The 26890-nt window shown below is 41.2% G+C and carries 22 protein-coding genes, 1 tRNA gene and 2 pseudogenes; 14 read left to right on the top strand and 11 right to left on the bottom strand.

Annotated elements, in window-relative coordinates; all coding sequences use genetic code 11:
- The first annotated feature begins 105 nt into the window (after positions 1 to 105).
- The 4 genes and pseudogenes from DPG01_RS04765 to DPG01_RS04750 all read left to right on the top strand — a co-directional run bounded on the left by DPG01_RS04765 (position 106) and on the right by DPG01_RS04750 (position 5770).
- Complete coding sequence (locus tag DPG01_RS04765) at positions 106 to 3210, top strand: multidrug efflux RND transporter permease subunit (protein ID WP_110974340.1); 3105 nt, start codon at positions 106 to 108, stop codon at positions 3208 to 3210.
- A 132-nt stretch (positions 3211 to 3342) separates the two neighbouring features.
- Entirely contained in the window at positions 3343 to 4689 is a 1347-nt protein-coding gene (mgtE, locus tag DPG01_RS04760) for a magnesium transporter (RefSeq protein ID WP_110974339.1), read from the top strand.
- A 115-nt stretch (positions 4690 to 4804) separates the two neighbouring features.
- Entirely contained in the window at positions 4805 to 5398 is a 594-nt protein-coding gene (locus DPG01_RS04755) for a DUF4112 domain-containing protein (RefSeq protein ID WP_086208035.1), read from the top strand.
- Between the two features lie 6 nt (positions 5399 to 5404).
- Positions 5405 to 5770, top strand: a pseudogene (locus tag DPG01_RS04750) (bleomycin resistance protein).
- Positions 5771 to 5843: 73 nt separating this feature from the next.
- Here DPG01_RS04750 and htpX read toward each other — a convergent pair.
- Positions 5844 to 6749, bottom strand: a complete 906-nt coding sequence (htpX, locus tag DPG01_RS04745; protein WP_110974338.1) for a protease HtpX — start codon at positions 6747 to 6749, stop codon at positions 5844 to 5846.
- 117 nt (positions 6750 to 6866) lie between these two features.
- The gene (locus DPG01_RS04740; RefSeq protein WP_086208034.1) at positions 6867 to 7733 is read right to left on the bottom strand and encodes a lytic transglycosylase domain-containing protein; all 867 of its coding nucleotides are present in this window, start codon (positions 7731 to 7733) and stop codon (positions 6867 to 6869) included.
- A gap of 501 nt (positions 7734 to 8234) precedes the next feature.
- Here DPG01_RS04740 and ttcA point away from each other — a divergent pair.
- Both ttcA and DPG01_RS04730 read left to right on the top strand, forming a co-directional pair.
- Positions 8235 to 9158, top strand: a complete 924-nt coding sequence (gene ttcA, locus DPG01_RS04735; RefSeq protein ID WP_086208033.1) for a tRNA 2-thiocytidine(32) synthetase TtcA — start codon at positions 8235 to 8237, stop codon at positions 9156 to 9158.
- Positions 9159 to 9385: 227 nt separating this feature from the next.
- Positions 9386 to 9769 (top strand): SCP2 sterol-binding domain-containing protein, encoded by a 384-nt coding sequence (locus DPG01_RS04730; RefSeq protein WP_110974337.1) that lies wholly within the window; start codon positions 9386 to 9388, stop codon positions 9767 to 9769.
- A gap of 79 nt (positions 9770 to 9848) precedes the next feature.
- Here the strand turns inward: DPG01_RS04730 and DPG01_RS04725 are convergent, their stop codons facing one another.
- A complete protein-coding gene (locus DPG01_RS04725; RefSeq protein WP_110974336.1) occupies positions 9849 to 10961 on the bottom strand; it encodes a transglycosylase SLT domain-containing protein in 1113 nt (370 codons plus the stop codon).
- Between the two features lie 365 nt (positions 10962 to 11326).
- Between DPG01_RS04725 and greB the strand changes: the two genes are divergently transcribed.
- Together greB and DPG01_RS04715 are read left to right on the top strand one after the other, a co-directional pair.
- The gene (greB, locus tag DPG01_RS04720) at positions 11327 to 11821 is read left to right on the top strand and encodes a transcription elongation factor GreB (RefSeq protein ID WP_086208030.1); all 495 of its coding nucleotides are present in this window, start codon (positions 11327 to 11329) and stop codon (positions 11819 to 11821) included.
- Between the two features lie 89 nt (positions 11822 to 11910).
- Positions 11911 to 12000 (top strand) — tRNA-Ser (locus DPG01_RS04715).
- 206 nt (positions 12001 to 12206) lie between these two features.
- On the opposite strand, the pseudogene DPG01_RS19055 reads toward DPG01_RS04715, so the two are convergent.
- The 6 genes and pseudogenes from DPG01_RS19055 to DPG01_RS04690 form a co-directional block, all read right to left on the bottom strand.
- Positions 12207 to 12295: pseudogene (locus tag DPG01_RS19055) on the bottom strand (IS1595 family transposase); the annotation flags it as partial.
- A 210-nt stretch (positions 12296 to 12505) separates the two neighbouring features.
- Positions 12506 to 13996, bottom strand: coding sequence for a sodium/proline symporter PutP (gene putP, locus DPG01_RS04710; protein ID WP_110974335.1), 1491 nt, complete (start codon positions 13994 to 13996; stop codon positions 12506 to 12508).
- A gap of 172 nt (positions 13997 to 14168) precedes the next feature.
- The gene (locus tag DPG01_RS04705) at positions 14169 to 15026 is read right to left on the bottom strand and encodes an SPFH domain-containing protein (RefSeq protein WP_086208559.1); all 858 of its coding nucleotides are present in this window, start codon (positions 15024 to 15026) and stop codon (positions 14169 to 14171) included.
- 15 nt (positions 15027 to 15041) lie between these two features.
- Complete coding sequence (locus DPG01_RS04700; protein ID WP_086208558.1) at positions 15042 to 15515, bottom strand: NfeD family protein; 474 nt, start codon at positions 15513 to 15515, stop codon at positions 15042 to 15044.
- A gap of 97 nt (positions 15516 to 15612) precedes the next feature.
- Positions 15613 to 16530, bottom strand: a complete 918-nt coding sequence (locus DPG01_RS04695; protein WP_110974334.1) for a patatin-like phospholipase family protein — start codon at positions 16528 to 16530, stop codon at positions 15613 to 15615.
- 65 nt (positions 16531 to 16595) lie between these two features.
- Complete coding sequence (locus tag DPG01_RS04690; RefSeq protein ID WP_110974333.1) at positions 16596 to 17225, bottom strand: 1-acyl-sn-glycerol-3-phosphate acyltransferase; 630 nt, start codon at positions 17223 to 17225, stop codon at positions 16596 to 16598.
- 136 nt (positions 17226 to 17361) lie between these two features.
- Between DPG01_RS04690 and DPG01_RS04685 the strand changes: the two genes are divergently transcribed.
- From DPG01_RS04685 to DPG01_RS04665, 5 genes are all read left to right on the top strand, one after another.
- A complete protein-coding gene (locus DPG01_RS04685; RefSeq protein ID WP_110974332.1) occupies positions 17362 to 18618 on the top strand; it encodes an MFS transporter in 1257 nt (418 codons plus the stop codon).
- Between the two features lie 141 nt (positions 18619 to 18759).
- A complete protein-coding gene (locus tag DPG01_RS04680) occupies positions 18760 to 19884 on the top strand; it encodes a porin (RefSeq protein WP_110974331.1) in 1125 nt (374 codons plus the stop codon).
- Between the two features lie 406 nt (positions 19885 to 20290).
- On the top strand, positions 20291 to 21949 hold the full coding sequence (locus DPG01_RS04675; RefSeq protein WP_110974330.1) for a phosphoethanolamine transferase: 1659 nt from the start codon (positions 20291 to 20293) through the stop codon (positions 21947 to 21949).
- Positions 21950 to 21952: 3 nt separating this feature from the next.
- The gene (locus DPG01_RS04670; protein WP_110974329.1) at positions 21953 to 22633 is read left to right on the top strand and encodes a response regulator transcription factor; all 681 of its coding nucleotides are present in this window, start codon (positions 21953 to 21955) and stop codon (positions 22631 to 22633) included.
- The gene (locus DPG01_RS04665; RefSeq protein ID WP_110974328.1) at positions 22634 to 23950 is read left to right on the top strand and encodes an ATP-binding protein; all 1317 of its coding nucleotides are present in this window, start codon (positions 22634 to 22636) and stop codon (positions 23948 to 23950) included.
- On the opposite strand, the gene DPG01_RS04660 is transcribed toward DPG01_RS04665, so the two are convergent.
- Positions 23945 to 24634, bottom strand: a complete 690-nt coding sequence (locus DPG01_RS04660) for a phosphatase PAP2 family protein (RefSeq protein WP_086208550.1) — start codon at positions 24632 to 24634, stop codon at positions 23945 to 23947. The two genes, DPG01_RS04665 and DPG01_RS04660, sit on opposite strands and share 6 nt — an antisense overlap.
- 180 nt (positions 24635 to 24814) lie before the next feature.
- Here DPG01_RS04660 and DPG01_RS04655 point away from each other — a divergent pair, with 180 nt between their 5' ends.
- Positions 24815 to 25516 (top strand): HAD family hydrolase, encoded by a 702-nt coding sequence (locus tag DPG01_RS04655; protein ID WP_110974351.1) that lies wholly within the window; start codon positions 24815 to 24817, stop codon positions 25514 to 25516.
- Between the two features lie 53 nt (positions 25517 to 25569).
- Here DPG01_RS04655 and DPG01_RS04650 read toward each other — a convergent pair whose 3' ends face one another.
- Positions 25570 to 26757 carry an ammonium transporter gene (locus tag DPG01_RS04650; RefSeq protein WP_086208548.1) on the bottom strand — a complete coding sequence of 396 codons (1188 nt, stop codon included), beginning with the start codon at positions 26755 to 26757 and terminating at the stop codon, positions 25570 to 25572.
- Positions 26758 to 26890: the final 133 nt, after the last annotated feature.

Genomic DNA, 26890 nt, shown 5'->3' with positions numbered 1-26890 from the left:
TCATGTTGTTAGGTCTTGTTTTTTAATGATTCGTCATGGAAGATCATGCATGTAGTTACATGAAGTTTTTAGATTCAGACCCTAACCCTAGAGTAACACCATTCCATGCTCTCTAAGTTTTTTATTCATCGGCCAATCTTTGCAGGTGTACTCGCAATTATTGTCATGGCATTTGGTTTGTTTGCAACCTTTCAGTTGCCTGTGGAACGTTATCCAGATATTGCACCGCCTAGAATTACGGTAGGTGCAACATACACAGGGGCATCGGCTGAGACTGTAGAAGAAAGTGTCACTCAGGTTTTAGAACAACAAATAAAAGGGATTGATCATTTACTTTATTTTAGCTCCAGTAGCGATTCAAATGGTCGTAGTCGAATCAGCATTAGCTTTGAAAATGGTACCGATCCTGATACTGCTCAGGTTCAAGTACAAAATGCGGTCAATGGTGTGATTAACCGTTTACCTGAAGATGTACAACGTCAAGGCGTCAATGTTTATAAGTCTTTGGGCGATACGCATATGGTGATTGGTCTATATGACCAAACAGGAAAAAGCAATAATATTGAGTTGTCAGATTATATGATGACCCACTTAGAGCAAGACTTAGCCCGTATTGATGGCGTTGGAGAGGTTGATGTTTTTGGTTCTCAGTATGCTATGCGTATATGGCTCAATCCACATAAACTACGCCAATATGGACTGATGCCCAGTGATATTCGTGCAGCGGTTGAAGCGCAAAATACCCAAGTTGCGGCAGGGGCAATCGGCGATTTGCCAACCCTATCAGATCAATATTTGAATGCTAAAGTGACATCTGGCACACGGTTAAAAACTGTTGAAGAATTTGAAAACATTATTGTGAAATCGAACCGTGATGGCGGTTTTATCTATTTAAAAGACGTGGCTCGGATTGAACTGGGCGCGGAAAATTACCAGTCGTTTAATACCATTAATGGGTTTCCTTCAGCTGGGATTGGGATTTCTCTGTCCTCAGGTGCCAATGCCTTAGCAACGTCTGCATTGATTAAACAAGAAGTTGCCCGCTTGTCTTCTAAACTGCCTGAAGGTTATCAAATTGTTTATCCGCGTGATAACACACCTTTTGTGCAAGAGTCGATTAAGGAAGTCGTCAAAACACTATTTGAAGCGGTGCTTCTGGTGATTGTGGTCATGTTTGTATTTTTACAAAACTGGCGTGCAACACTGATTCCGACCATTACAGTACCTGTCGTGATTTTAGGCACACTTGCTATTTTATACGTACTTGGGATGAGTATTAATACCTTAACACTATTTGCATTGGTCTTAGCGATTGGTCTTTTGGTGGATGATGCGATTGTGGTAGTGGAAAACGTTGAACGGTTGATGCATGAACAGAATATGAGTGCAGAGCAGGCCTCTATTACATCTATGCAGGAAATCAGCGGAGCATTGATCGGGATTACTTTGGTGTTAACTGCTGTATTTATTCCCATGGCATTTTTTGGTGGTTCAACGGGAGTGATTTATCGTCAGTTTTCCATCACTTTAGTGGCGGCCATGGCACTGTCTTTATTGGTGGCATTGGTGCTCACTCCTGCCTTATGTGCCCTCATTTTGAAACCGAATGATAAATCTGCCCGTTGGGCAACGTGGTTCAACTTAAAGCTAGATCAGTTAAAACAGCATTATTTACGATTAAGCACTCAGACGATTCAACACAGTAAAATCATGTTACTCATCTTTGTGGCACTCATTACCGTGTTTGCGTTGTTTTACCGGGTTTTGCCGACCAGTTTTATTCCAAGTGAAGATCAAGGTATTTTAAGTGTGCAATTTAAATTGGCTGATGGTGCACCACTGAGTCAAAGTCGTGTCGTTGGAGAAGAGATTCGCCAATATTTCTTAGACCAAGAACAGGCCAATATCAATTTGGTAATGATCCGTTATGGGCGTAACTTCTCGGGGACAGGACAAAACTTGGGTCAAGGCTTTATTGCACTCAAACATTGGGATGAGCGTAAGGGGAAGGACAACTCAGCGCAAGCGATTCGAGAGCGTGCAATTGCTCATTTTAATGCACATCGAAATGCACAAATTAATATTAATTTGCCGTCATCGGTGAATGGTTTGGGGCAAACCGATGGTATGGAGTTCTGGATCCGAGACATTAATGGTGAAGGTCGTGCTTATTTAGAAGCACAGTTCAAGGCTTTGCAGGAAGCATCCAAGCAGTACTCTAGTTTTAGCAATTTAGATAAACGTTCCAACCCAGATAAAGCCGAACTCAAGGTTGATATTAACCAACAGCAGGCATTAGCCAATGGGCTTAGTCAAACTGCGATTAACAGTACCTTGTCGAGTGCATGGGGTGGAACTTATATCAATGATTTCATTGACCGTGGTCGGATTAAGCGGGTGATTATGCAGGCTGATGCCGCGTTCCGTTCTAAACCTGAAGATCTTCAGGCTTGGACGGTGCGCAATGATCTGAACCAAATGATTCCATTTAGCAATTTTTCCCAAGTATCTTGGAGTGGCGGTCCTGAAGTGGTAAATCGTTTTATGGGTTATACCGCCCTAGAAATGGAAGCAGATACCGCCAGAAACGTTAGTTCGGGTCAAGCCATGCAAGATGTCCAGAAAATGCTACAAGCACATGAGGGGATTGATCTGGCTTGGAGTGGTTTATCTTATGAAGAAAATAAGTCTAATAACCAAGCATTGCTCCTGTATTTGGTCTCCATTGGCTTTATTTTTTTATGTTTAGCAGCACTGTATGAGAGTTGGAGTATCCCAACGGCAGTGATGAGTGCGATTCCATTAGGGATTGGTGGTAATATTTTGTTTAGTTATCTGACGGGCTTTCCAAATGATATTTATTTCCAGATCGCATTACTCACCACGATTGGTTTATCCTGCAAAAATGCGATTTTAATTGTGGAATTCGCCTCATTGGCACAGCAAAAAGGTCAAACAGCAATTCAAGCTGCATTAGAAGGGGCCAGCCTACGTCTACGTCCGATTTTAATGACATCTTTGGCTTTTGGGGCAGGTGTGACCCCTTTGGTTTTTGCCTTTGGTGCAGGGGCGGCAAGTCGTCAGGAAATTGGAGTAAGTGTACTCGGTGGAGTGATTTTTGGAACCGTGCTGGTATTGTTGTTTATACCTTTAATGTATGTTCTGGTTCGTCATGTGTTTCATGGGCGAACTCAGCAGGATGAAGTCTAAGTCCAAGCCGAAACATGTATAGAGTTTAATATGCATAGCGGATCTTTAAACTGTAGCCACAGGATGCTCCAGATATTTAAAGATCCTTTGCTATACTCGGACAAATAAAGAAGAACAATATTTGAGTGCTATATGCCAAATCCATCATTTTCACAGCAAGGTTTTGAAGATCAGCTAAATCAGCCCGATAACCATGCTTTTATCCAAAGCCTAAAACAGTACAGCACTGCGGATTTGGCTGATATTTTAATGGGGCTGCCTATACCTGCGCAAATTCAGCTATTGGAAAAATTACCTCAAGCCAGTTATGTTTTTGAGTTTTTAGCGTTGACCGAGCAGCAGCAGCTAGCAGCGCGATTGCCTCAGACTTTGCTGCTGAGCTTACTGGCTCACATGCATTCGGATGATCGCACCGATTTATTTCAAAGCTTGCCTCTCGCGCTTCAAACTCAACTTTTTTCTAAATTAGATGCGCAGATTCAAGTCCAACTGAAGACGTTGATGGATTATCCTGCTGAGTCCGCAGGTGCCATCATGACCACTGAAGTCATTACGGTACATGCTGAAATGACTATGCAACAGGCGATTCAACATATACGGTTACATGCAGCGGAAAGTGAAACTTTATATCTAATTTATGTCATTGATACATTGCATCGTCTGCAAGGGGTGATTTCGCTGAGACAAATCATCCAAGCCCCGCCTGAGCAATCTATTGGACAGGTTATGACTCACCATGTCATCACGGGTTTAGTCAGTGAAGATCAGGAAAGTATCACACAGAAATTGGCCCATTATGATTTTATGGCTTTGCCAATCGTTGATGAGCAGCAGCGTCTATTGGGGATTGTGACCTACGATGATGCAATGGATGTGGTACAACAAGAAACCACAGAAGATATTTTAAAAAGTAGTGCGGTTGCGGCCAGTCCGCAGATGAGTATTAAAACGGCTCCAATCCTCTTACTGTATAAGAAGCGGGTGTTTTGGTTGGTATTTCTGGTTTTTGGCAGTTTACTCTCAGGGCTGGGAATTGCGCATTTTGAAGACTTGATTGCAGCACATATCGTTTTGGTATTTTTTCTCCCTTTACTGGTGGGAAGTGGCGGAAATGCAGGGTCCCAGTCCGCAACTTTAATGGTACGCGCACTAGCAACGGGTGATGTACATTTTAAAGACTGGTTTTATTTGCTCGGACGTGAAAGTCTGGTTGCGCTGTGCTTAGGTGGAACCATGGCAACGGCAGTCTCTATTTTGGGCTATTTCCGTGGGGATATTTTGGTCGCCGTGGTTTTGGCGCTAAGTATGATGGGTATTGTGTTGATGGGGTGTCTGATTGGTATGAGTCTGCCGTTTATCTTAAACCGCCTAAAACTCGACCCAGCCAGTGCATCTGCACCTTTGGTCACTTCAATTTGTGATGCATCAGGCGTGGTGGTATATCTGCTGATTGCATCGCAAATTTTAAGCTTGTCCTAAGCCTATAAGCACTTGTTTCAGCACAAAGTTAGCACAGAAAAAAGTGATAAAAACCAGCATAATTCAGTGGTTTTATGATGTTAATGTGGTTGAAATAATGGAGGTCAGTACCAACATGCCTGAACCCTTAGAACAAAAAAAAATGAGCCAGCAAGATGTCATTCGTTTAGAGCGTGATTTGGCCAAATATGCCAATATGATGGATTCGGTGGTGCGTATTCCGTTCACCAAGCAGGGTGTAGGTGCCGATGCAGCGCTGAGTACTGTTCCCATCGCTGGGGATATCGCGGGTTTTGCCTTGACTTGTTATGCCATTTATAAAGCTAAACAAATTGGCGTGCCGCAAGAGAAATTAAGTCCAGTGTTGAAGCTGGCTATGATTGATGCCGTCGTTGGTTTTATCCCTGTATTAGGGACATTGTTTGATATTTTTATCCGTCCGAGTCGTAAAGCACTGGATGTGGTTCATGACCATATTCGGGAAGAATACCAAATTCATTCAGAGCATCATGTGACTCATCCCTTTCTTCATGAAAAATTGGAAAAGAAACAGCAACAGTCCGCATTTTGGCGAAATCCAGTAATTGCATGGCTTTGGCTACACATCCCCGATTTGTTTGGCCTGATCTTTTTGGTCTGTTTTATTGGCTTATTATGGTGGGGTGGCAGTGTGATGTGGCATTGGTTACAAGGACTAAACCTAGGATAGCTGCTGATGAAATTTGAAGGTCAGATTACGGCGAATTTGCCAGTGATTGATTTGGTATGCACGGCTTCATTTTACTAAAGCTTGGGCTTTGATCTGATCTATCAATCCGCAGAGTGGATGATTTTGCGTTTGGGTACGATGATACTGGAATTTTTCCATCATCCACATTTAGATCCAAACAGTTCATGGCATAGTGCCTGTATTCGCGTAGCGAAGATTCACCCCTATTATGAATATTGGTCTAAAGTGAATTGGGCGTTGTGGGGAACTGCCCGCATGACTGATATTCAGGATTTTGACGAGATCCGCCAGTTTTGTATCATTGACCCAAATGGTAGTTTATTACGCTGTATCGAAGTGACGATTGAATGAAGATGCATCTGTGATGCAGAGTCACAAAAAAGCCTCCAAGAGGAGGCTTTTTAAAATCTAGTGAACGAGTTTTTTATGGACAATCGAGCTGTTGTAAAGCAACAACACGTTGTTCAATCGTCGGGTGGGTTTGGAACAAAGCGGCTAAACTAAAGCCTTGCTCTTGACCTGCCGCGATCGCAAACGCTTTCATTTCTTTAGGCATGGCATCTGGAAGTTGTGATTCTGCTTGTAAACGCAACAAGGCTGAAATCATCGCTTGTTTGCCTGCAAGACGGGCACCTGCTTCGTCTGCACGATATTCGCGGTAGCGGGAGAACCACATCACGATTGCAGAAGCTAAAACACCAAAGACAATATCAAGCACAATAGTAATGGCAAAATAAGCTAAACCAGGTGCTTCTCCGTCTTCACGTCCAAAGACATTACGATCAATAAAATCACCTGCAACACGTGCAAAGAACATCACGAAGGCGTTCACGACACCTTGAACGAGCGCCAAAGTCACCATGTCACCATTGGCCACGTGACCAATTTCGTGAGCCAAGACTGCGCGAAGCTCGTCTTTATTCATACGCTCAAGTAAGCCAGTAGAAACGGCAACTAATGCATCGTTCTTGTTCCAACCTGTAGCAAAGGCATTCGATTGGTAAGAGGGGAAAATACCGACTTCCGGCATTTTAATACCAGAACGTTGCGCCAATTGAGCGACTTCTTGTAGCAACCATGCTTCAGCTTGGTTACGTGGGGCATTGGGGTCAATTAACTCTGTACCAGTTGTTTTCTTCGCCATCCATTTTGACATGAATAGAGAAATCATTGAGCCAACCATACCAAAGACAAAACAGATAACCAAAAGGTTACCTAGATTTAAGCCACCCGCGCCATGGTAACTACCGACACCGAAGAGTGACAAGATAATGCCAGCTACAACCAGTACCGCGAGGTTGGTTAGCAAGAACAAACCAATCCGCATCATTGAGAAAATCCTCTTATAATAAAAAAATAATCTGATTTATAAATCAAAAATCATTGATCTCAATATGAGGTGAAATTCTTCAAAATTCAAGAAAAAATAATAAAACTGCTATAAAAATTATTCAGAAATATGAATACGGGCGGAGGCGGTTGCATTTGTGGTGGCATAGGAACCGGGGGCATCAGTATAACTGCCATCAGAGGCTAGAATGATTTGGCGTGCAGGCGCAGTGCGACTCACGCTCAACTGTGTGCTTGGGGCTGAGTCTTCATTATAGTTAGCAGATTGCGCAATGACTTGAGTATTACTTGCTGGACTATTTGAACTGATATTTAAGCTGCCTGAATATAAATTGCTATATCGACTGCTGACACGTCTCACGTAGTCTTGTGTTTCACGAAACGGTGGAATGCCACCATACTTTTGCACATTGCCTTCGCCCGCATTATAGCCTGCAAGGGCAAGGCTGGTATTACCATTAAAGCGTTTCATCAACCACGCAAGGTATTTCGCACCAGCGTTAATGTTTTGTTGTGGATCGTATGCATTCGAGACATTGAAGCGACGAGCAGTTGCTGGCATCAGTTGCATTAGGCCTTGTGCACCAACAGGAGAGCGGGCATTCACATTAAAGCCTGATTCTGTATGCATCACGGCTTTGATTAAGCCTTCTGAAACACCATGGGTTTGCGCTGCTTGGCGAATAATGTGGTCAAAAGCATTTTTGTTGCGACTATAACTGGGTAATACCGAGGATTCAGATGCTCCCCAATTGCTATAGCTGTGGATGTTGCTGTCTGGATAATAGGTTTTCTTTTCAACTTTTAAATTGCTATAACGACTTTGTTTATTGGTCAACAAAGTCGTGCCGTTCGAATCTTTGAGTTGATAGATGGTTTGACCTGCGTGACAATTCAGTGCCATGAACGAAATCGTCATACACCCCAAAACATAAAAATGAGTCAAAAGCAGCTTATTTTTCATTATCTATTATTAATCGTAAAAAATCGTTTTCAGTGACTAGAATTGAGTTTAGCAAAAAAATAACAGCCTGAAACTATTTTAAGTTCAAAAAATCTATGACTTTGTAAAAATCAAGTCCAATTGCTGAGAGAGTAATCAAAAAAAATAATTAATTTATTTTTAATGAGGATTGCTTGACTAAGATAAGGTATTGAAATTAAATAAAAAATAAATTGATCAAAAAATGATCAATTTAAATAGAAGCCTTAAAGTATGGGATGAACACCTTGTCAAGCCTGCTAGAATCCACAAAGTTATCCACAGCTTTTGTGGAAAAATGTGGAAAAGTCCAAAAGATAAGCAGTTCAGCCAGAAAATGAACGCAATCGTTCAAAGTTAAACCGATTTTAATACATGAATATGACAGCAATGACAATTCATGAGAATTTACATTCTTTAGGTGCGAGATGACGACGAATCGGATAAAATTGCGCGGTATTTTTTTTAAGGTTTAACTCGTCTATGTTCTCGCCAGTTGAGTCCGATCAGGGATTTAATTTTAAACCAGAACTACCCACTAGCTCTGCGTATTATCGTTTGTTGAAAAAGCTACGCCGTCAGGTGGGTCATGCCATTCGTGATTTTAAAATGATCGAAGAAGGCGATAAAGTGATGGTCTGCATTTCAGGTGGTAAGGACAGTTACACCTTACTCGATATTATGTTGCAGTTTAAACGCATTGCACCGATCAATTTTGATGTGGTGGCGGTGAATTTGGACCAGAAGCAGCCTGGTTTCCCAGAAGATGTATTGCCGCGCTATTTAGAAGAAAATAATATTCCTTATTATATCTTAGAAAAAGACACCTATAGCATTACCAAACGGTTGACGCCTGAGGGCAAGACCTATTGTGCAGTGTGTTCACGTTTACGCCGTGGTTCTTTATACGGCTTTGCACAAGAAATAGGGGCAACCAAAGTAGCATTGGGACATCACCGTGATGATATCTTGGCGACGTTCTTCTTAAACTTGTTCCATGGTGGCAGTTTGAAAGCGATGCCACCCAAGTTGTTGTCTTCTGATAAAAAGAATATCTTGATTCGTCCACTGGCCTATGTGGAAGAAAAAGACATCATCAAATATGCCGAAATGCGTCAGTTTCCAATTATTCCGTGCAACTTGTGTGGTTCTCAGGAAAATCTGCAACGCGCTATGTTGAATGACATGCTGCGAGAGTGGGATAAGGCCCATCCAAAACGCCTACACAGTATTTTTGGTGCCTTGCAAAATGTGTCCCCATCACAATTGGCCGATCGTGAGTTGTTTGACTTTGAAGCCTTAGACAGTGAACGAGAGTTCGACTTTAAGGGTGAAAGTTGTTCAACGGAAGATGAACCTGAAAGCAAACGGATTAACATGGTCAATCTTGGCTTTGTGGCAGATTAATTTTGTCATTTCAGCCAATGCAAAACACCAATCATTGATTGGTGTTTTTTTTATGTGAATGATTTTGATAAACTTTGTATAAGAAATATAAAATATGAACGGTACGTACAAAAAACTTTAGGCACATATAAGATATACATGCTATAACAATCTGCAAGCGTATTTAGCTTCACAATGATGCCGTCTGGATAGGCAGCACACAACGAACAAAGAATTGAGGAAACATCATGCCTGCTTTTTTAACTGATGATTGGTTTTCAACCGTAGAAACATTAACTGCTCAAGCGGGGAATCTAAACCTTCCACCTGCACTTGCAAATCTTGCAATTAACTTAGTTGTTGCTGACAATGCGGGTAATACCGAATTATCTTTAGATGGTGGCGCAATTAAAAAAGGCTTGTCTTCAAATGCGAAAACAACCTTGAACATGGACGCTGAAACTTTACGTAAAGTCTTCCTTGAGTTTGATATGGCAGTAGCAATGCAAGCATTCATGACAGGAAAAATAAAAGTTCAGGGTGATATGTCACAATTAATGGCATTGCAAACGGCAAAGCCAAGCCAAGAGCAAAAAGATTTATTTAAGAAAGTACTTGAACTAACAGCTTAAGTATTCTGAAACAAAAAAAGCTTACCTCAAAAGGTAAGCTTTTTTTTTGCGATGATGATCAATTCTGGGTATGCAAAGTTTAGATATTGACCAACTGTGGCGTGGTTTTAATGTGCTCAAGATAGGCACGGATACGTGTCACATACTGAAGCGCTTGTCGGTAGCGACCATTTTTGGCTTGGTTATGCTCTAAATAAGCATAAAGATTGAGCCAGTTATTTGGGTCTTTACCTTGCGCTTGAATGCGTTTTTGAATCTGGCTCACCGCACCTGGCCCCATATTGTAGGCAACTAGTGCATACCAGTTGCGGTCAGGGAACGGAATATCGGTATAGCGGCTCAGCATCTGGTCGTAGTACTTGGCACCGCCTTGAATGCTTTGTGCAGGATCAGTACGGTTATTCACACCCATTGCTTTGGCCGTGCTATTGGTCAACATCATTAAACCACGAACACCTGTAGGAGAAACAGAGTTCGGTTTAAGATAAGATTCTTGATAACCAATGGCCGCTAACAAGTGCCAATCTAAGTCGTATTTTTGCGCTGTGCTTTTAAAACTGGCCTTATAGATCGGCATACGTTGACGCAAATCACGTTGAATCGTATTCCAGTTTTCAGGCTTCACGACATTGCGGTTGTAAAAAGAGGCCAATTGACCAATTGAACCTGATTGTTTACTTTGACATACGAATCCGCTGGCTGTTTGGGTGAGTGGATCATTCGCATGTTTAAACACCCAATTCAGCTCAGTATTGAGGCCATTTTTACGTAAAACGTTCAAATCACCACAAGTTGCAGAAAAAGTAGACAAATGCTTTTGTTCAATCGTTTGAACGCTGGCGGTTGTCATTGCAAAATTTGCTTTGCCTTGAGCGACCCATTTGAGTGCCGTGGCATTATCAGGAACCGTTTTGAAGTCTAGCTTTACATTTAAGCTATCTGCATAGTTACGTGCAAGGTCATAACCAAAACCATGCAAATGTTGACCATCTTTAAAAACGGTCGTTGGATTTTCCACTGAAACGACAGTCAATTTATTATGATTGACGACATTATCATATTGGTAAGTCTTACTTGCATTAATACTATGAAAAGGAATTAACAGAGTACTTAAAGCAAGGGCTTTCAACGGGAGAGAGAAAGTTAATGAATTAAGGCAAAGCCTCGATCCAGAAGTTGAACTACTGTGCATGTTGTCTCCGCTACAAGTAATTTATGCCCCAGAACGCAAAGGCAAAACCATGCCTTAAAACGAGTTCAAGTTTGCTAAATTCAATAAGGGGTTGGGCATTCATGACGTCATTCAAAATGACATGGGATTAAAGGAATTATGTAGAAAAACTACATAGATTAAAAAATAAGCAGCTAATTTAAGATGTGCGCATAATATCGGGCAAATTCTAAAGTGTCAAATTTTGTGCAATATTTTTTTAAGAAATGTAACATAACGATTTAATTTAATTAGGGAATTTATTTTATAAACTTCTGTTGTGAAGAAATAAGGGATAAAATAAATCTTTGTTGTAAATAAACCAGCTGATTTAGACGACATTCATCATGAAATCAAACTTAATTACACGTGTTGGTCACGACAAATTAGTGGCAGAATTAAAGCACCTTTGGCATGAAGAACGGCCTGAAATTACCAAGAAAGTAAACTGGGCAGCAAGCCTCGGAGACCGTAGCGAGAACGCAGATTATCAGTACAACAAACAGCTGTTACGAAAGATTGATCGACGTGTTCGTTACTTAGGGAAACGGCTTGAAGAGTTGCGAATTATTGATTTTTCAGAAGAGCAAGCGGGCAAGATTTATTTTGGGGCTTGGGTAGATATTGAAAATGAAGCAGGTGAGCAAAAAACTTTACGGATTGTGGGGGTAGATGAAATTTATGATCATCACCCACAGCATATTTCAATCGATTCGCCTATGGCACGAGCTTTACTATCCAAGCAAGTTGATGATGAGGTTGAAGTCGTGACACCAACGGGCAAAAAACTTTGGTATGTGAATGCGATTCGTTATGAAAACAGTGAAAATTTAGAGAACTAAATGATTTTGTTTTAATTTTAGCCACTTAGTGCGGTTTTTAAAGAAAAGTATTTGCCAAGTAGATCGAATGTTTATATTATGTCGCCCATGGAAGCGTGGCAGAGCGGTTTAATGCACCGGTCTTGAAAACCGACGAGGGTGTGAGTCCTCCGTGAGTTCGAATCTCACCGCTTCCGCCAAATATCTAAATAAGCCCTTGTAAAAACAAGGGCTTATTTTTTATCTGTGCTTTTACCCCTCAACTTACCCTATATCAAATTTTGGATTGGCCCAAACTAGAAATAACAATATAAAGCGATGCTGGACGGATAATTTATTTGGTCAAACTTATTCTTAAGTGCTCGAAGTTTGATTTATATTGAAACTTTTTGGGGTTAGGACGTAAAAGTGGACTGTTATGGAGTAGTTTCAGTGAATCGCGTATAAATTAGCGTGGCGATGATTGAAGCGATATTCGGTTTGTTTAAGAGCCAAGTCATTGCCATCTACTTGTGAGCTTCGCAAGACATTTGGCACAAGAAGATTAGATGTGCAACAAATGTTCATGTGAATTGATTTGAAAAGAAGCTTTAAAACTTATTTTTTCTTTGATAAATAACGTTGAAAAATTAGAAAGAGCCTCAGTTGAGGCTCTTCTTCTAATATTTTAGGACAGCTGATGTCCTCTTTTATATGTGTAGCGGTTTATTGAGATGCTTTATATACACGATCTGCTTCTTCAAAACGATCTGTAATGTCTTGCGTTGGTGCTTTACCCAAAAGACTGATAACAACGATCGTGATGAGTGAACAGATAAAGCCGGGAATAATCTCGTAAAGGCCTGTAGCTGCAAAAAGGTTTTTCCAAAGAATGACCACAACCGCACCGACAATCATACCCGAGAGTGCACCGTTTAAAGTCATGCGTTTCCAGAACAAAGACAGAATGATGAGTGGACCAAATGCAGCGCCAAAACCTGCCCATGCATAAGCTACCAAGCCCAAAACTTTAGATTCAGGATTACCTGCCATCCAAATTGCAAGCAGGGCGATCAGTAGCACCATTAAACGACCGATCCAAACCAGTTCGGTTTGTGAGGCATTTTTACGTAAGAACGATTTATAAAAATCTTCGGTCAAGGTACTTGAGCATACTAAAAGTTGGCAGCTCAAAGTGCTCATGACCGCCGCTAAAATTGCAGCTAAAACAATTCCAGCAATCCACGGATTGAAAAGAATTTTAGTAAGCTCCATAAACACGGTTTCAGGGTTGGCATTAACCACAGCAGCTAGCTCAGGGTGTTCTGCAAAATAGGCAATCCCAAAAAAGCCCGCCGTTACGGCACCGCCTAAGCAGAGTGTCATCCAAGTCATACCGATACGACGTGCATTGGGAATAGATTTAACAGAATCGGCAGCCATGAAGCGCACTAAAATATGAGGTTGACCAAAATAGCCTAAGCCCCAAGCCAATAGAGAAATGATGGCAACAAGGTTTAAATTACCAAGTACATCAAAAGCTTGTGGGCGTGCTGCTTCAAGGACTGTAGTCATATGGTTTAAGTCGGAGAAACTCAGAAGAACTACAATAGGCGTGAGCAATAGGGCAAAAATCATTAAACCTGCTTGGATGGTATCAGTCCAGCTGACTGCTAAGAACCCGCCAATAAAGACATAACTAATAGTTGCAATTGCACTGATCCAAAGTGCAGTGCTGTAGGGAATGGCAAACATACTTTCAAATAAGCGTGCACCTGCCACCATGCCTGAGGCGCAGTAAATTGCAAAGAAAATCAAAATGACCAAGGCTGAGACAATACGCAAGACTTTCTTTTGGTCATCAAAGCGATTGGAAAAATAGTCTGGTAAGGTGAGCGCATTGAACTGCACTTCGGTATGTACACGCAGGCGTCCTGCGACCAATAACCAGTTTAGCCAAGCTCCGATGATCAAGCCAATTGCAATCCAAACTTCAGATAAACCAGAGAGATAAATTGCGCCTGGTAGTCCCATGAGTAACCAACCACTCATGTCGGATGCCCCCGCAGATAATGCGGTGACAAAGCTTCCTAAGCGGCGACCGCCTAAAATATAGTCAGAGAAATTGGTGGTCGCACGGTAGGCAACCAGACCAATAATGACCATGGCGACAATATAAAAAAGAAAAGTAATGAGGGTGGGATTGAGGGAGCTCATACGATGTCCATATTAAGATGGCAGAGAGATTAAAATTCAAATGCTCAAAAAAGCTGGAAGAATTTTACAATATTAAAAATGATGCGTAATTTAGCAGGCTTTTATTGTTTTCGCAGGTAGAACAAAAAGGACAGCTCGAAAGCTGTCCTTTTTGGCTAAACGCAGGAGTCAGTTAAATATCTTTACGTCCCATAACACCACGGATGGTACTTAAAATATCGGCTGGTAAAACCACTGTTTTGGCATTGTTTGATTTAGACATGTCTTGCATCGCTTTGACATATTGTTCACCCAATAAGTAAGCAACAGGAATTTCCTTGTCGCCCACAGCCGAAGTGACCATTTCAATGGCACGCTGAGAAGACTCTGCTAAGACGACTTGTGCTTCTGCGTCACGACGTGATGCTTCTAAACGACCGTCTGCCTCTAAAATCGCGGCTTGTTTTTCACCGTCTGCTTTGGTCACGGTTGCACGACGTTGACGCTCTGCAGCAGCTTGTGCTTCCATTGCAGCTTGCATGGTTGAAGAAGGTTGAATATCTTGGATTTCAACGGTTTTTAGGGTAATGCCCCAGTCTGAGATATCATCCGAAATAGCCGCTTTCAATTTGGCTTTAATATGGTCACGAGATGAGAGTGCATCATCGAGATCCATTTCACCCACGATAGAACGTAGTGATGTTTGTACTAAGTTTTGAATGGCCCATGTATAGTTTTCAATGCCGTAGACTGCATTTACAGGCGTGGTGATGTTGATATACGCCACGGCATTCATGAGCAAAACCGCATTATCTCGGGTAATCACTTCTTGAGAGGGAATGTCTAATACAATGTCTTTGGTCGTGACTTTATAAGCCACCTCATCGACATAAGGAATCACAAAGTTGAGACCTGGGCTCAATGTAGTATGGTATTTACCCAGACGTTGCACAATCCATTTATAACCTTGCGGTACAATGCGGACACCTTTAAAAATGGTGACAGCGGCAAAAGCCAAAATTGCTAAAACAATAATAAATCCACCAGACATAGTCTTAACTCACTTTTAAGTATTTTCGTTGCTTGAGAGATGTGCTTTGACCATTAAATCATTGCCCAGTATTTCAACGACACGCACTCGGTCACCGACTTGGACTTTATCTAAAGTGCGACAGTTCCATTCATCTGAACCGAGAACTGGAATGGGAAAGCGAACGCGTATGTGTTCATTTTCAGGACTCGCTTGAATGACCATGCCAATTTGACCGATGGTTGCTTCGCGAGACAGTCCTGCTTTGGTTTTGTCAGTCGAAAGTGGTTTAATAAACTTAAACCAAAGTAAAGTGCATAAAATCGACAAAATAATCCACGTTACAAATTGCGTGGTAACGCCCATCATTGGGAACATCCAGTACAGAATACCAACCATAATGGCCGCAATACCGAACCACAATGCGGCAAAAGCAGGCAGAATCAGCTCTGATAACATTAACAGAACGCCCAATACAAACCAGTGCCAAGGTTCAAAAGCAAATTCCATACATCTACTCATATATTCGTTATAGGGATATAGATGCAGCAGCATCTATATCAATTTAGCAGATGAATAAGTCTTTGAATATTAAAAATCAAACTTTTTAGAATTTGGCTTTAGGTGCAGGTTTAAAGGCTGCTGGTGACTTTTTAAAGTCGCCTATGGCTTTTTCAATTGACTTAATTTTGAGTTGTGCTGCCTTTTCACCTTCTAAAATAGATTGATTGCTCGCTGTTAAGTCTAAAGTACCTAGGTGGCCAACTTTGGGTTGAATCACTACAGTTGCTTGGCTTAGCTCTTCATTGATGCTTTGCTGCCCCATGATGTTAATGGTTTGATCGAGCAAACCCCACATATTCAGTGGCTTGTTTCCAACGGGACGGGCTGAAATATCAACCGCAATTACAATATCCGCGCCCATATCTTTGGCAGTTTTCACTGGAATTGGGCTAACAAGGCCACCATCGACATATTTGGTTCCACCAATCACCGCAGGGACAAAAACGTTCGGAATACTACAGGATGCTCGAACAGCTTGACCCGCATTGCCTTTAATAAAGTCGGCTTTACGTCCTGTATCCAGACGGGTAGCGACTGCAGCGAAGCGGATGGGGAACTGTTGAATCGGTTTATTGCCGACATGTTTGTTGACATAGTCTTGCAGTTTTTGTCCTTGCACAAAACCTTGTGAATTGAGGGTTAAGTCTCGAATGTCCGATTCTTTTAAAGTCAGCGCAATTTGTTGAAGTTGATAAGGTGTTTTACCACTGGCATAGATACTACCCACAAAACTGCCAGCACTGGTTCCCGTGACAATTTTGGGTTTGATGCCATGTGACTCCAAAACTTTCAGTACACCAATATGTGCAAAGCCTTTGGCACCTCCACCGCCGAGGGCAATGGCAATCACAGGTTCACGGGCTTGAATGGGAGTTGTTGTTGGTGTTTTCTTTGATGCAAGATCACATCCTGCCATAGTCAGTGTGAGTGCACCAATCAGAGATAAACGAGCAAAATTCATGGTCAAAAGTACTAAAATGTAAAACAAATAATGCTGCACATCTCAGCAGATTCGACCTTGATTTACTAGCGATTTTTTAAGCGTTTTTGTAAAGGCTTGGCCAACCATTTTGGGTTCTTGGCTGAAAATTTACCAACATAAAAATCTAAAATTTTCTCAAGGTCTTGCTCAAAATGCCCAGTAGGATGAAACACGCCCAAGCAGTGAATGGTCTTTTGTGTATAGTCAAAAGAGAACATCACAATCGGAACTTGTGCACCGTGAGCAATACGATAAAAACCGCTACGAATAGATTCGGCGTGTTTACGGGTGCCTTCAGGCGCCATACCGACCCAAATTTTTTCTTTGCTGTTGATAATCGCGATAATGTCTTGGGTTAAGCCTTGGGCATGGGTGCGATTCACAGGAATCACCCCAATCCATTCCAGCAATGGTTTCAACGGGGTATGAAACAAACTATTCTTACCAAAAATGGTAATTTGAATGCCTAAACCTAGCAAGGCGGTGAAACCGTGCCATGCGTCAATATTGGAGGTATGCGGCGAGATAATTGCTACCGCTTTAGGCAGGTTGGGAAATTCACCAACAAAGCGCCAACCTTGCACTAAAAAAATCTGCTTAAACATAGTGCGAGTGAATGCAGACGAATTACGATGAGGCACTTGATCTGGTAGTTCTGGAAAAGATGGACTCATTATTATTTTACTCAAACGATCAAGATGAATATGATTTCAATAATAGGCATTGATCGGTTTGAATTCATTGGCAAAATAGTGAATGCCTACCGAGCCAAAATGAACACTTTGCCCAATTGATGAATTTAGGACGACCATGTTACAGACCCGAAATGTATATATTTTGCTATTTTCTCTGTATTGGGCACAAGGTTTACCTGTGGGGTTTATGACCCATGCTTTGCCCGTGATTTTGAGAGCACAGGGGGTTTCACTGGCACAGATTGGAGGTTTTGGACTGCTGATGTTACCGTGGTCGATTAAAGTGTTTTGGGCGCCTTTGTTAGATCGTTTTGGGATCACCCGTTTTGGTCACTATCGTAGTTGGATTATTCCATTACAACTATTGACTGTACTGGTGTTGATTGGGCTGTCTTTCCTCCCGATTGATGGATTAAATCAACCTATTTATTTATGGGCTTTCTTTGTGGGCCTACTCAGTATGAATTTGCTCGGGGCAACGCAAGATATTGCAACCGATGGGTTGGCGGTCAATATTTTAAAAGGGGAGCAACAGCACTGGGGTAATACCTTTCAGGTGATTGGATCGCGTCTTGGTTTTATTGTCGGTGGCGGGGCAATCTTGTGGGCACTGGATTGGCTGAGTTGGCAATCTACTTTTTTGATTTTGGCGGCAATTGTTTTTATAAATACAGTGGCGATTTTAGTTTACTCAGAGCCACAGCATAGAAAGATTTCAGAAACGCAAACCGTATCTTTTAATTTTCAACAGATCAAAAACTATTTAGCTTATTTTATCCAGAGTCCTGTACTCGCAGCATGGTTAGCAGTGCTTTTGAGCTTTAAAATAGCGGATGGTTTAGCAGGGCCACTATTGAAGCCTTTAATGGTTGATTTAGGCTTAAGTTTTTCCCAGATTGGTCTATATGTAACCATGCTGGGGGCCTGTGCCGCTTTAATGGGTGCTGGACTTGCGGGCTATAGTTTGAAATTTATTCGGCGTTCCACTGCTTTAGTAGCGTACTCGCTGCTTAAAATCTTCAGTTTGGTAGCTTATGCATGGTTGGCTTTTCAGTATGAAATTAAGTATGGCATTCAGCCGTGGTTAATTTATCTGATTAATGCTTTTGAAGATATGACTTCATCTATGCTGTTGGTGGTCATGCTCACCCTAGTGATGCAATATAGTCGTAAACAGATGGCAGGCACCGATTTTACCTTTCAAGTGGCATTGATGGCCACCGTCAGTGGTGGATTATATAGTGTCAGCGGGATATTGGGCGACTGGCTCGGCTATTTCCATTATCTGTGTATTATTGTGGTCATTGCGATGTTGAGTTTGTGGTTTATTTTTAAATGGCGTGCCATTGCAACGCATTCAGATTTTTCATAATGCTTTCATAAACAAATCATAAAAAATGCTAAATAGTGATGTAAATTATTAAAAAATATAACTAAATATTTTTTTAATCGTTCTGTCATATATGTCTGAACGGTAATATTTGTAACAAATTTACCGTAGGATATTTTGATAATGAAAACACAAATTGCAGTCGCAATCGCTTTAAGCCTAGTGGCAGGGGTAACATTCGCAGCACCTACTTTTTATGGTGAAATTGATGTCACGGCCGATTATTTACCTGAAGATAATGCCTCTCCAAATAAAGACCGTGATGTCGTTGAATTGAACTCTAATAACTCCTTTTTAGGCTTAAAAGGCGAAGAAAAACTCACAGATCGTTTAAATGCACTATATCAAGCAGAATTTACCTTCTATGTGGACAATGGGGGTAGCACAGATACTTTTGTTCCACGTAATTTACTTGTTGGCTTACAAGACCAAAAATTAGGGACATTGAAAGTCGGCAAAATTGATACTCCCGTTAAACAACTGTCTTCAGTGGTAGATACCTTTAATAACTATGTGGCCAACAAAGCTGATGTGGCAGGGATTTTCACTGGTGAAAACCGTATAGATAATGTTGTGGTCTATGAAACGCCAGCTTGGGGGCTTGGCACAGGAAAACTGAAAGCTACTGCACTGTTAGCCACTGGTGAAGCAGGGGGTATTGAAAAATCCAAAGGCGGAGCAAAAGTTGCAGGACGTGGTCTGGGCGATGCATGGTCAGCGTCAGTGGTTTATGACAGTAAAAAGTTTGTTGCCGGGATTGGTTATGATAAGGCCATTCCATCAACCTTTGCAGGACGTGGTATTTTGAATGCATCAGCGCCTGAGGTGACAGGCGGGGTGGCAGGCAGTGCTTTTGCAGCAGCAGATACCTTACGTGCCATTGGTCGAGTCAATTTGAATAATGGTTTGGCGTTGAAAGCTTTATATCAAACTTCTGAAGTGGCGGATGTACAAGGCAATGATGCTGCCGCGGCTGCCATAGACGACGCACAAGGCTGGTTGGTTGGGGCTGAATATAACTTTCAGAATGCCAAAGCTTGGACAGTGAAAGCGCAATACAGTCAAAACTCAACCAGTTTTAAAACGGCTAAAGACGACTTTGATGCGCAGCAGTTTATTGCAGGTGCTGATTATGCCTTTACCAAGCAAGTCAAAGCTTATGGTTATGCAGGAATTTTGACACTTGAACAAGCATCTTTTGAAACCAAGCAACCTGTAGTCGGCACTGGGATCGAATACAAATTTTAAGCTGTAGAACAGGCTCAGGCATATACAGACTAAAGCCAATCTAATTAAGGCGTTTTATGAAACGCCTTAATTTTTGCCCAAAAGATGAAATCTTAGTATCTGACATTCAGCACAGAGCTTGTTTATTCTCTCGTTTAGCCGAAAACAAAAACATCTAGTGGCGCAATATACACCACCATAAAATCCTTCGACGGGCCCTGCACATAAAAGCCATACTTCTATTCATGTTCTGGTTGAGCAAGGGTATTCCACATATCAAAGCATACGTTGGGTCTTAAAAATCTCATCCGATAGTTTAATTTACCGTTATGAATTGACACAAAGCGACAGCACTCTTTTCTATTTAAGCGAGTTTTAAGTTTAGAAAACTACATTGGGACATCCGATCACAAAGACATAATTTAAGATGTTCAATTTGCAGTCTGTCTTCAAAGAAATATCGCTTTTACGCTTTAATGCGTATTTGGCTGTGTGGTTAGCTGTGGCATTAAACTTTATGTTTTATAAGCAAATTCAGTTACTCACACCATACCAAGGCTTGAAAGCTTATGCATTCATTGCTGCGACCGTATTGGTGATATTGGCATTATATAATCTGGTGTTTCAAATTATACAGTGGCGCCCAATCGCTAAATCTGTTGCCGCTATTTTAATCTTGATTGGTGGCATGAGTGCCTATTTTGTCAATAGTTTAGGAGTTGCAATCACGCCTGATCAAATTCAAAACATGATGCAAACCGATGGTAATGAAGTACGTGATTTATTGTCTTGGCATCTTTTATTCTGGATTGGGACGATGGTGATCTTGCCATTGGTCGTTCTCTTTAAGATAAAGATTCGTCGTGATCCGCTTAAGGCCGTTTTGTTACATAAGCTATTGGGTAGTGCCATTTCTGTTGCAGTGATTGCCAGCCTGCTGTTTGTTTTCTTTGTGGATTATGCTTCTATTTTCCGTGAGCATCGCGATCTTAAAGGGATGATTTCACCGCAAAATGCGATTAGCTCAACACTGTCGTATTATAAAAAGAATAGACCGCAGCAGCATTTACCACTCGTGAAGTATGGTGAAGATGCGCATTTAGTGGAACAAGTTGGACAGAAAAAATTGCCGAAGCTCATGGTTTTGGTTGTCGGTGAAACTGCGCGTGCAGAAAGCTTTTCTTTAAATGGGTATGCAAAAAAAACCAATCCTGAACTTGAAAAACTCAACGTTATTAACTTTAGCCAAGTAAGTTCATGTGGTACAGCAACGGCTGTGTCAGTACCTTGTATGTTTTCTGGGATGACACGTGAAAATTATGATGCACAACTGGCTAAACATCGTGAAGGCTTATTAGATTTAGCACAACGTGCAGGCTATAAAGTGACGTGGATTGATAATAATTCAGGTTGCAAAGGCGTGTGTGATCGCGTGGAGCAGTTTAAGATTCCTGAGCCTATACAGAAAAAGTGGTGTTCCGCAGATGGTGAGTGTGCGGATGGAATTTTGGTGGATAGCTTCAAAGCTTATATTGCCAGTATCGCGAGTGATGATAAAACCCCACGTTTAATTGTATTGCATCAAATGGGTAGCCATGGGCCTGCTTATTACAAACGTTCACAAGTGGGTTTTCAACCATTTAAACCAATGTGTGAGACCAATGCTATTCAAGGCTGTAGCTCGGAACAACTAAAAAATAGTTATGATAATTCAATTGTTTATACAGATCATATATTAAGCCAGCTGATTGGCGTATTAAAGCAAAATCAAAACTTTGAGACGGGTTTTTGGTATTTATCCGATCATGGTGAGTCGACTGGTGAGCACGGCCTGTATTTACATGGTTCACCTTATGCTATCGCACCGAGCCAACAGACTCATGTGCCGATGCTGATGTGGTTTTCTGAAACATGGAAAAAGCAAAATCCACAACAAATGACTTGCTTAGCTCAGCAAAAAAGCCAAGAATTGAGTCAAGATCATTTATTCCCAAGTTTACTCAGTTTACTTGAGGTGAAAAGTGAAGTGATTGATTCGAAAAATAATATGCTAGAACAGTGTACCTCGACCAAGGCGAGAGCTTAATTCATGTCAAAAATATTGATTATTGAAGATGATTTTATGATTGCTGAGTCCACGCAAACCCTTTTGCGCTATCAGCAGTTTGATGTGGTGTGGGTAAATAATGGTTTTGATGGTTTAAAACAGTTACAACAACATGCATTTGATGTGGTATTACTCGATTTGGGTCTCCCGATGATGGATGGTATGCAAGTCTTAAAAAATATTCGACTACTGTATCCGACTTTACCAGTATTGATTATTTCTGCACGAGATCAGTTACAAAACCGTGTTGATGGTTTAAACCAAGGTGCTGATGATTATTTAATTAAACCTTATGAATTTGATGAGTTACTTGCCCGTATACAAGCTCTGTTACGTCGTAGCGGGGCTTTGAAACAGCAAAATCAGCGACAAACGCTGAGTTTTTCAGGGCTAGAGCTTGATGAGGATTTACACTTAGCTAAATACAAAGGGCAAACGATTGATTTATCGAATCGTGAATGGGCGATACTTATTCCTTTGGTTAGCCATCCCAATAAAATTTTTTCCAAAGCAAATTTGGAAGAAAAATTATACGATTTGGACTCGGAAATTAACAGCAATACCATTGAAGTTTATATTCACCATTTACGCGCTAAATTGGGCAAAGATTTTATTCGAACGATTCGTGGTTTGGGCTATCGTTTGGGGCAGGTTGAATCATAAGTGGCAAAAGCAACCTCAATTTCCTTAAAGCGACAACTGGTCACTTACACCTCTTTATTCAGTATTGTAATGGGTTGCTTATTGGTGATTGCAGCTTATCGGATTGCCCTTGAAGAGACCAATGAAATACTTGATGCACAAATGCGAAATTTGGCTGAACGTGTGGCAGAACATGACCCCGCTCCGATCAAGAGTGAATTTGAAGTAAGTCGGCACTATCATGAAGAGGATTTATTTGTAGATGTCTGGTCGTATGAATTTCCAGAACAGCGTGAACATAAGTTTGACCTCCTAATACAACCTGTAAAAAAAGCAGGTTTTTATACTCACCATACCGCACAAGGTTTGTGGAACACCTATGTTCTACCTACAGAAAAATATCAGATTCAGGTCAGTCAACAACGGAGCGTGCGACAAAAACTGGCTTTAGAACTTGCAGCGAATATGTTGATTCCTTATTTATTGTTTATGCCTTTGGCGCTATGGGGGTTAAATTGGATTATTGGACGTAGTTTAAAGCCTTTAGATGAGTTTAAAGCTGAACTCGCACAGCGTGAACCACATGAGCTTACGGCAATTCGTCCAGCTGGTTATCCTGTTGAAATTTTACCGACTATCAACGAAATGAACCGTTTGTTTGAACGGATTTCATTGTTCCAGCAAGAACAGAAACAGTTTATTGCCGATGCTGCACATGAACTGAGAACACCGATTACAGCACTCAATTTGCAAATGAAAATTTTATTGCATGAATTTCCAGAACATCAGGCTTTAAAAAATCTGAGTTTAGGTTTAATTCGGATTCAGCATTTGGTTTCTCAATTACTTAATTTGGCCAAACAGGATGCATCTGTCCCTACTTTAGAGTCAGTACAGCAGGTGTGCTTAAGTGATTTGGTTGGAGATTGTATGGAGCAATTGATGGAGTTGGCACTTGCCAAGAATATTGATTTAGGTTTAGAGCAACAAGAACAAATTTGGCTTAAGAGTCAAAGTTCAGCTGTGCATTCGATTGTTTATAATTTGCTTGATAATGCCATTAAATATACCCCAGAGCAGGGAGTGATTAATGTTTCCATTTATAAGCAAGATCAGCGAGCAATTCTCCAAATTGAAGACAGTGGAGCAGGAATTGCCCCCGAGCTTTATGATCAGATTTTAAAACGGTTCTATCGCGTTCATCATCATTTAGAGGTCGGCAGTGGATTAGGGTTGTCCATTGTCGATAAAGCCGCAGAGAAAGTCGGGGCAAAATTGAATTTTGGGCAAAGTGAAGCTCTGGGCGGCTTACAAGTTCAGGTGATGTTTAATTTATAGTTTAGGGCTTATTTGAGTCCCAAGAAAACGTTTATAAAACAATGCATAAGCCAATACGTTAATTAACCAGATAACCCATGCTGTCCAAAGATTATGACTGAGGAAATGTGCGCCACGCATCATTTGTGCCCAGCCCATTACAAAACCTAAAATCAGGGCAGCAAACAAATAAAACCATGCACGTTTTGGCTCAGTGAGTCGATAGACAAAATATCCCACAAATAGAGCAAATCCTGTGGCAGCATGTCCACCAGGAAAACAATGACCTGCTGTTGCTGAAAAGTCCCAAAAGAAATCATGTGCGGTAGCGAGTGTCATATCCCATGGGCATGCATGACCAGATTGTGATTTTAATATGCCAATGCAACTGGTGCTGATAAGGACTAAGCCAATGAAATAACCACTTTGCCAGCGCTGTGGTTTTAGGGCAGTCCACTTATACGATGCAACCCATTTCAGTAAGTAAATCAAGTAAACTGCAATGAGTATGTCTTTGACATAGCGATGATTGAGTTCGGCTAGGGCCCAATCTCGTTTTAATGGGAAATGACCTGTCCGATCCATATAGGGTTGAATCAGGTGTAAATCCAATGTTCCTGCCACTGGAAAGAGGAGCCATAAAATGGAAAAACCAAGTGTCAAAATAAAAAACTGAAGTAGAAAAAAACGTTGCTGATCTGACACAAGATACGCCGTAAAATAAAAATAAGCTGCTATTCCAACAGTGTTAGCTTAAAGCAGGCTTAACGGTTTTGGTCTTTCATCGCTTTTAGCAAAATCAGTGATTTACTTATTCATTTAAGGCTAAAGTGGTGCAGCAATTCGATGTTAGGTTGAGTCTAAACAATATTGGGAAAAGACAGCGTGATACGTGCAGTTTTATTTGATCTAGATAATACCTTAACCCACCGTGGACGCAGTGTTGCTGCGTTTAGCCAACAGCTTGCGGATTATTATCACGTACAATTACAAAGTGTAAATGTTGTACAGATAGAGACTATCGTCAATCGTATAGACAATGGGGGCTATCCCTTAAAAGAACATTTAACCCACACAAGTATTGGTGCTTCAGTGGCTTATGCTTTGCTACAGGAGCTTAGTTGGAATTTAGCTCCTGATTTGAATGACTTAAGTAATTTTTGGTTTGAACAATTTGGTCGCTGTGCTGTGGCAATGCCCGATGCTGAACAAACGTTGACCCATTTAAAGCAAGCGGGATATAAACTTGCGATTATTTCAAATGGTGGTCATGCAACACGCTTGTCTATATTAAATGGCTTGGGCTTTGCGCATTATTTTGATGTGATCAATACTTCTGGGCTATTTGGACAAGCTAAACCAAAACCAGATATTTTTATTGATACGGCACAACAATTACATGTTGAAGTTGAGCAGTGCTTATTTGTTGGGGATCATCCGATTAATGATGTACACGGTGCACAGCAGGCAGGAATGCAAGCCCTGTGGTTATCAGGCTTTCATCAACCATTGGTAACAATAAATGCCCCACAGATTACGGCATTGTCTGAGATTTTTAAGCATTTAACAGCAATGACTGACGTTTAAATCAGAGAATAAAAAAGCGACCCATAAGGGTCGCGTTGAAATTGAACATGATTTTAGAACATGCTGTCATCAGAGTTGGCAGAAATTTTATGAATAGACAAGTCTGCTCCTCGGAATTCATCCTCTTGACTTAAACGAATCCCCATCGTGGCTTTTAAAGTGCCATAAACAACAAGTCCTCCAAGCATGGCTATGCCAATTGCCAACAATGTACCAATTAACTGCGACATCATAGCTACCCCACCTAAGCCACCAAGCCATTTTTGACCAAATACACCAACTGCAAGCCCACCGAATGCGCCACATACGCCGTGTAAAGGCCATACGCCGAGTACATCATCGACTTTGAGCTTGTTTTGCGTATAGGTGAAGAGTTTAACAAACATAAGTCCTGCAATAGCACCAATGATTAAAGCACCTATAGGGTGTACAACATCAGAACCTGCACAAATTGCAACAAGACCCGCCAAAGGACCATTATGTAAGAAACCTGGGTCATCTTTTCCAGCAAAGTTAGCTGCTAATGTCCCACCGACCATGGCCATGAGGGAGTTAATTGCTACGAGTCCTGAAATTGCATCTAAACGTTGTGCACTCATAACGTTAAAGCCGAACCAACCTACAATTAATATCCAAGAACCTAAGGCTAGGAAAGGAATAGAAGAGGGTGGATGAGCACTGACCCGACCATCCTTTTTATAACGTCCGTGACGTGCTCCAAGTAAAATAACTGCAGCAAGGGCAATCCACCCTCCCATAGCATGCACAACCACAGAACCTGCGAAATCATGGAAACTTGCACCGAAAGTGCTTTGCAACCATTGTTGTAAGCCAAAGTTGCCATTCCAAGCGATACCTTCAAAAAAAGGATAAACCAAAGCTACTAGCAAAACGGTTGCAATGGCTTGAGAACGCATCTTGGCACGTTCAGCAATGCCACCTGAGATGATTGCTGGAATTGCGGCTGCAAAAGTGAGCAGGAAGAAGCAGCGCATTAGGTTATAGCCATGATCCGCTGCTAAAGTATCCCCGATATGGAAAAAGTGATGTCCATAAGAAATGTAATAACCTACAAAAAAGTAGGCAATTGCAGAGAGTGAAAAGTCCGTTAAAATTTTACTTAAGGCATTCACTTGGTTTTTATGTCGAACTGTCCCTAGTTCTAAAAAAGCAAAACCTGCATGCATGGCGAGGACTAAAACTGCACCAAGAAGAAGAAAAAGTAAGTCAATATTTTGCATGTTTAGGTTCCATTTGAGTGCAAAATTTTGCAAAAAGAAGCTCAGTATACTGATGCTTGTCATTTCGTGAAGAGCTAAGCAAAAAGGAAATATTGATTAAGTTTTGCTTAAAAATAATAAGACCCGATATAAA

It is taken from the genome of Acinetobacter sp. WCHAc060042, assembly GCF_003231195.1.
Classification (GTDB): Bacteria; Pseudomonadota; Gammaproteobacteria; order Pseudomonadales; family Moraxellaceae; genus Acinetobacter.
The sequence above is the reverse complement of the archived record's forward strand: the minus strand, read 5'-3'. Positions and strand labels throughout refer to the sequence as shown.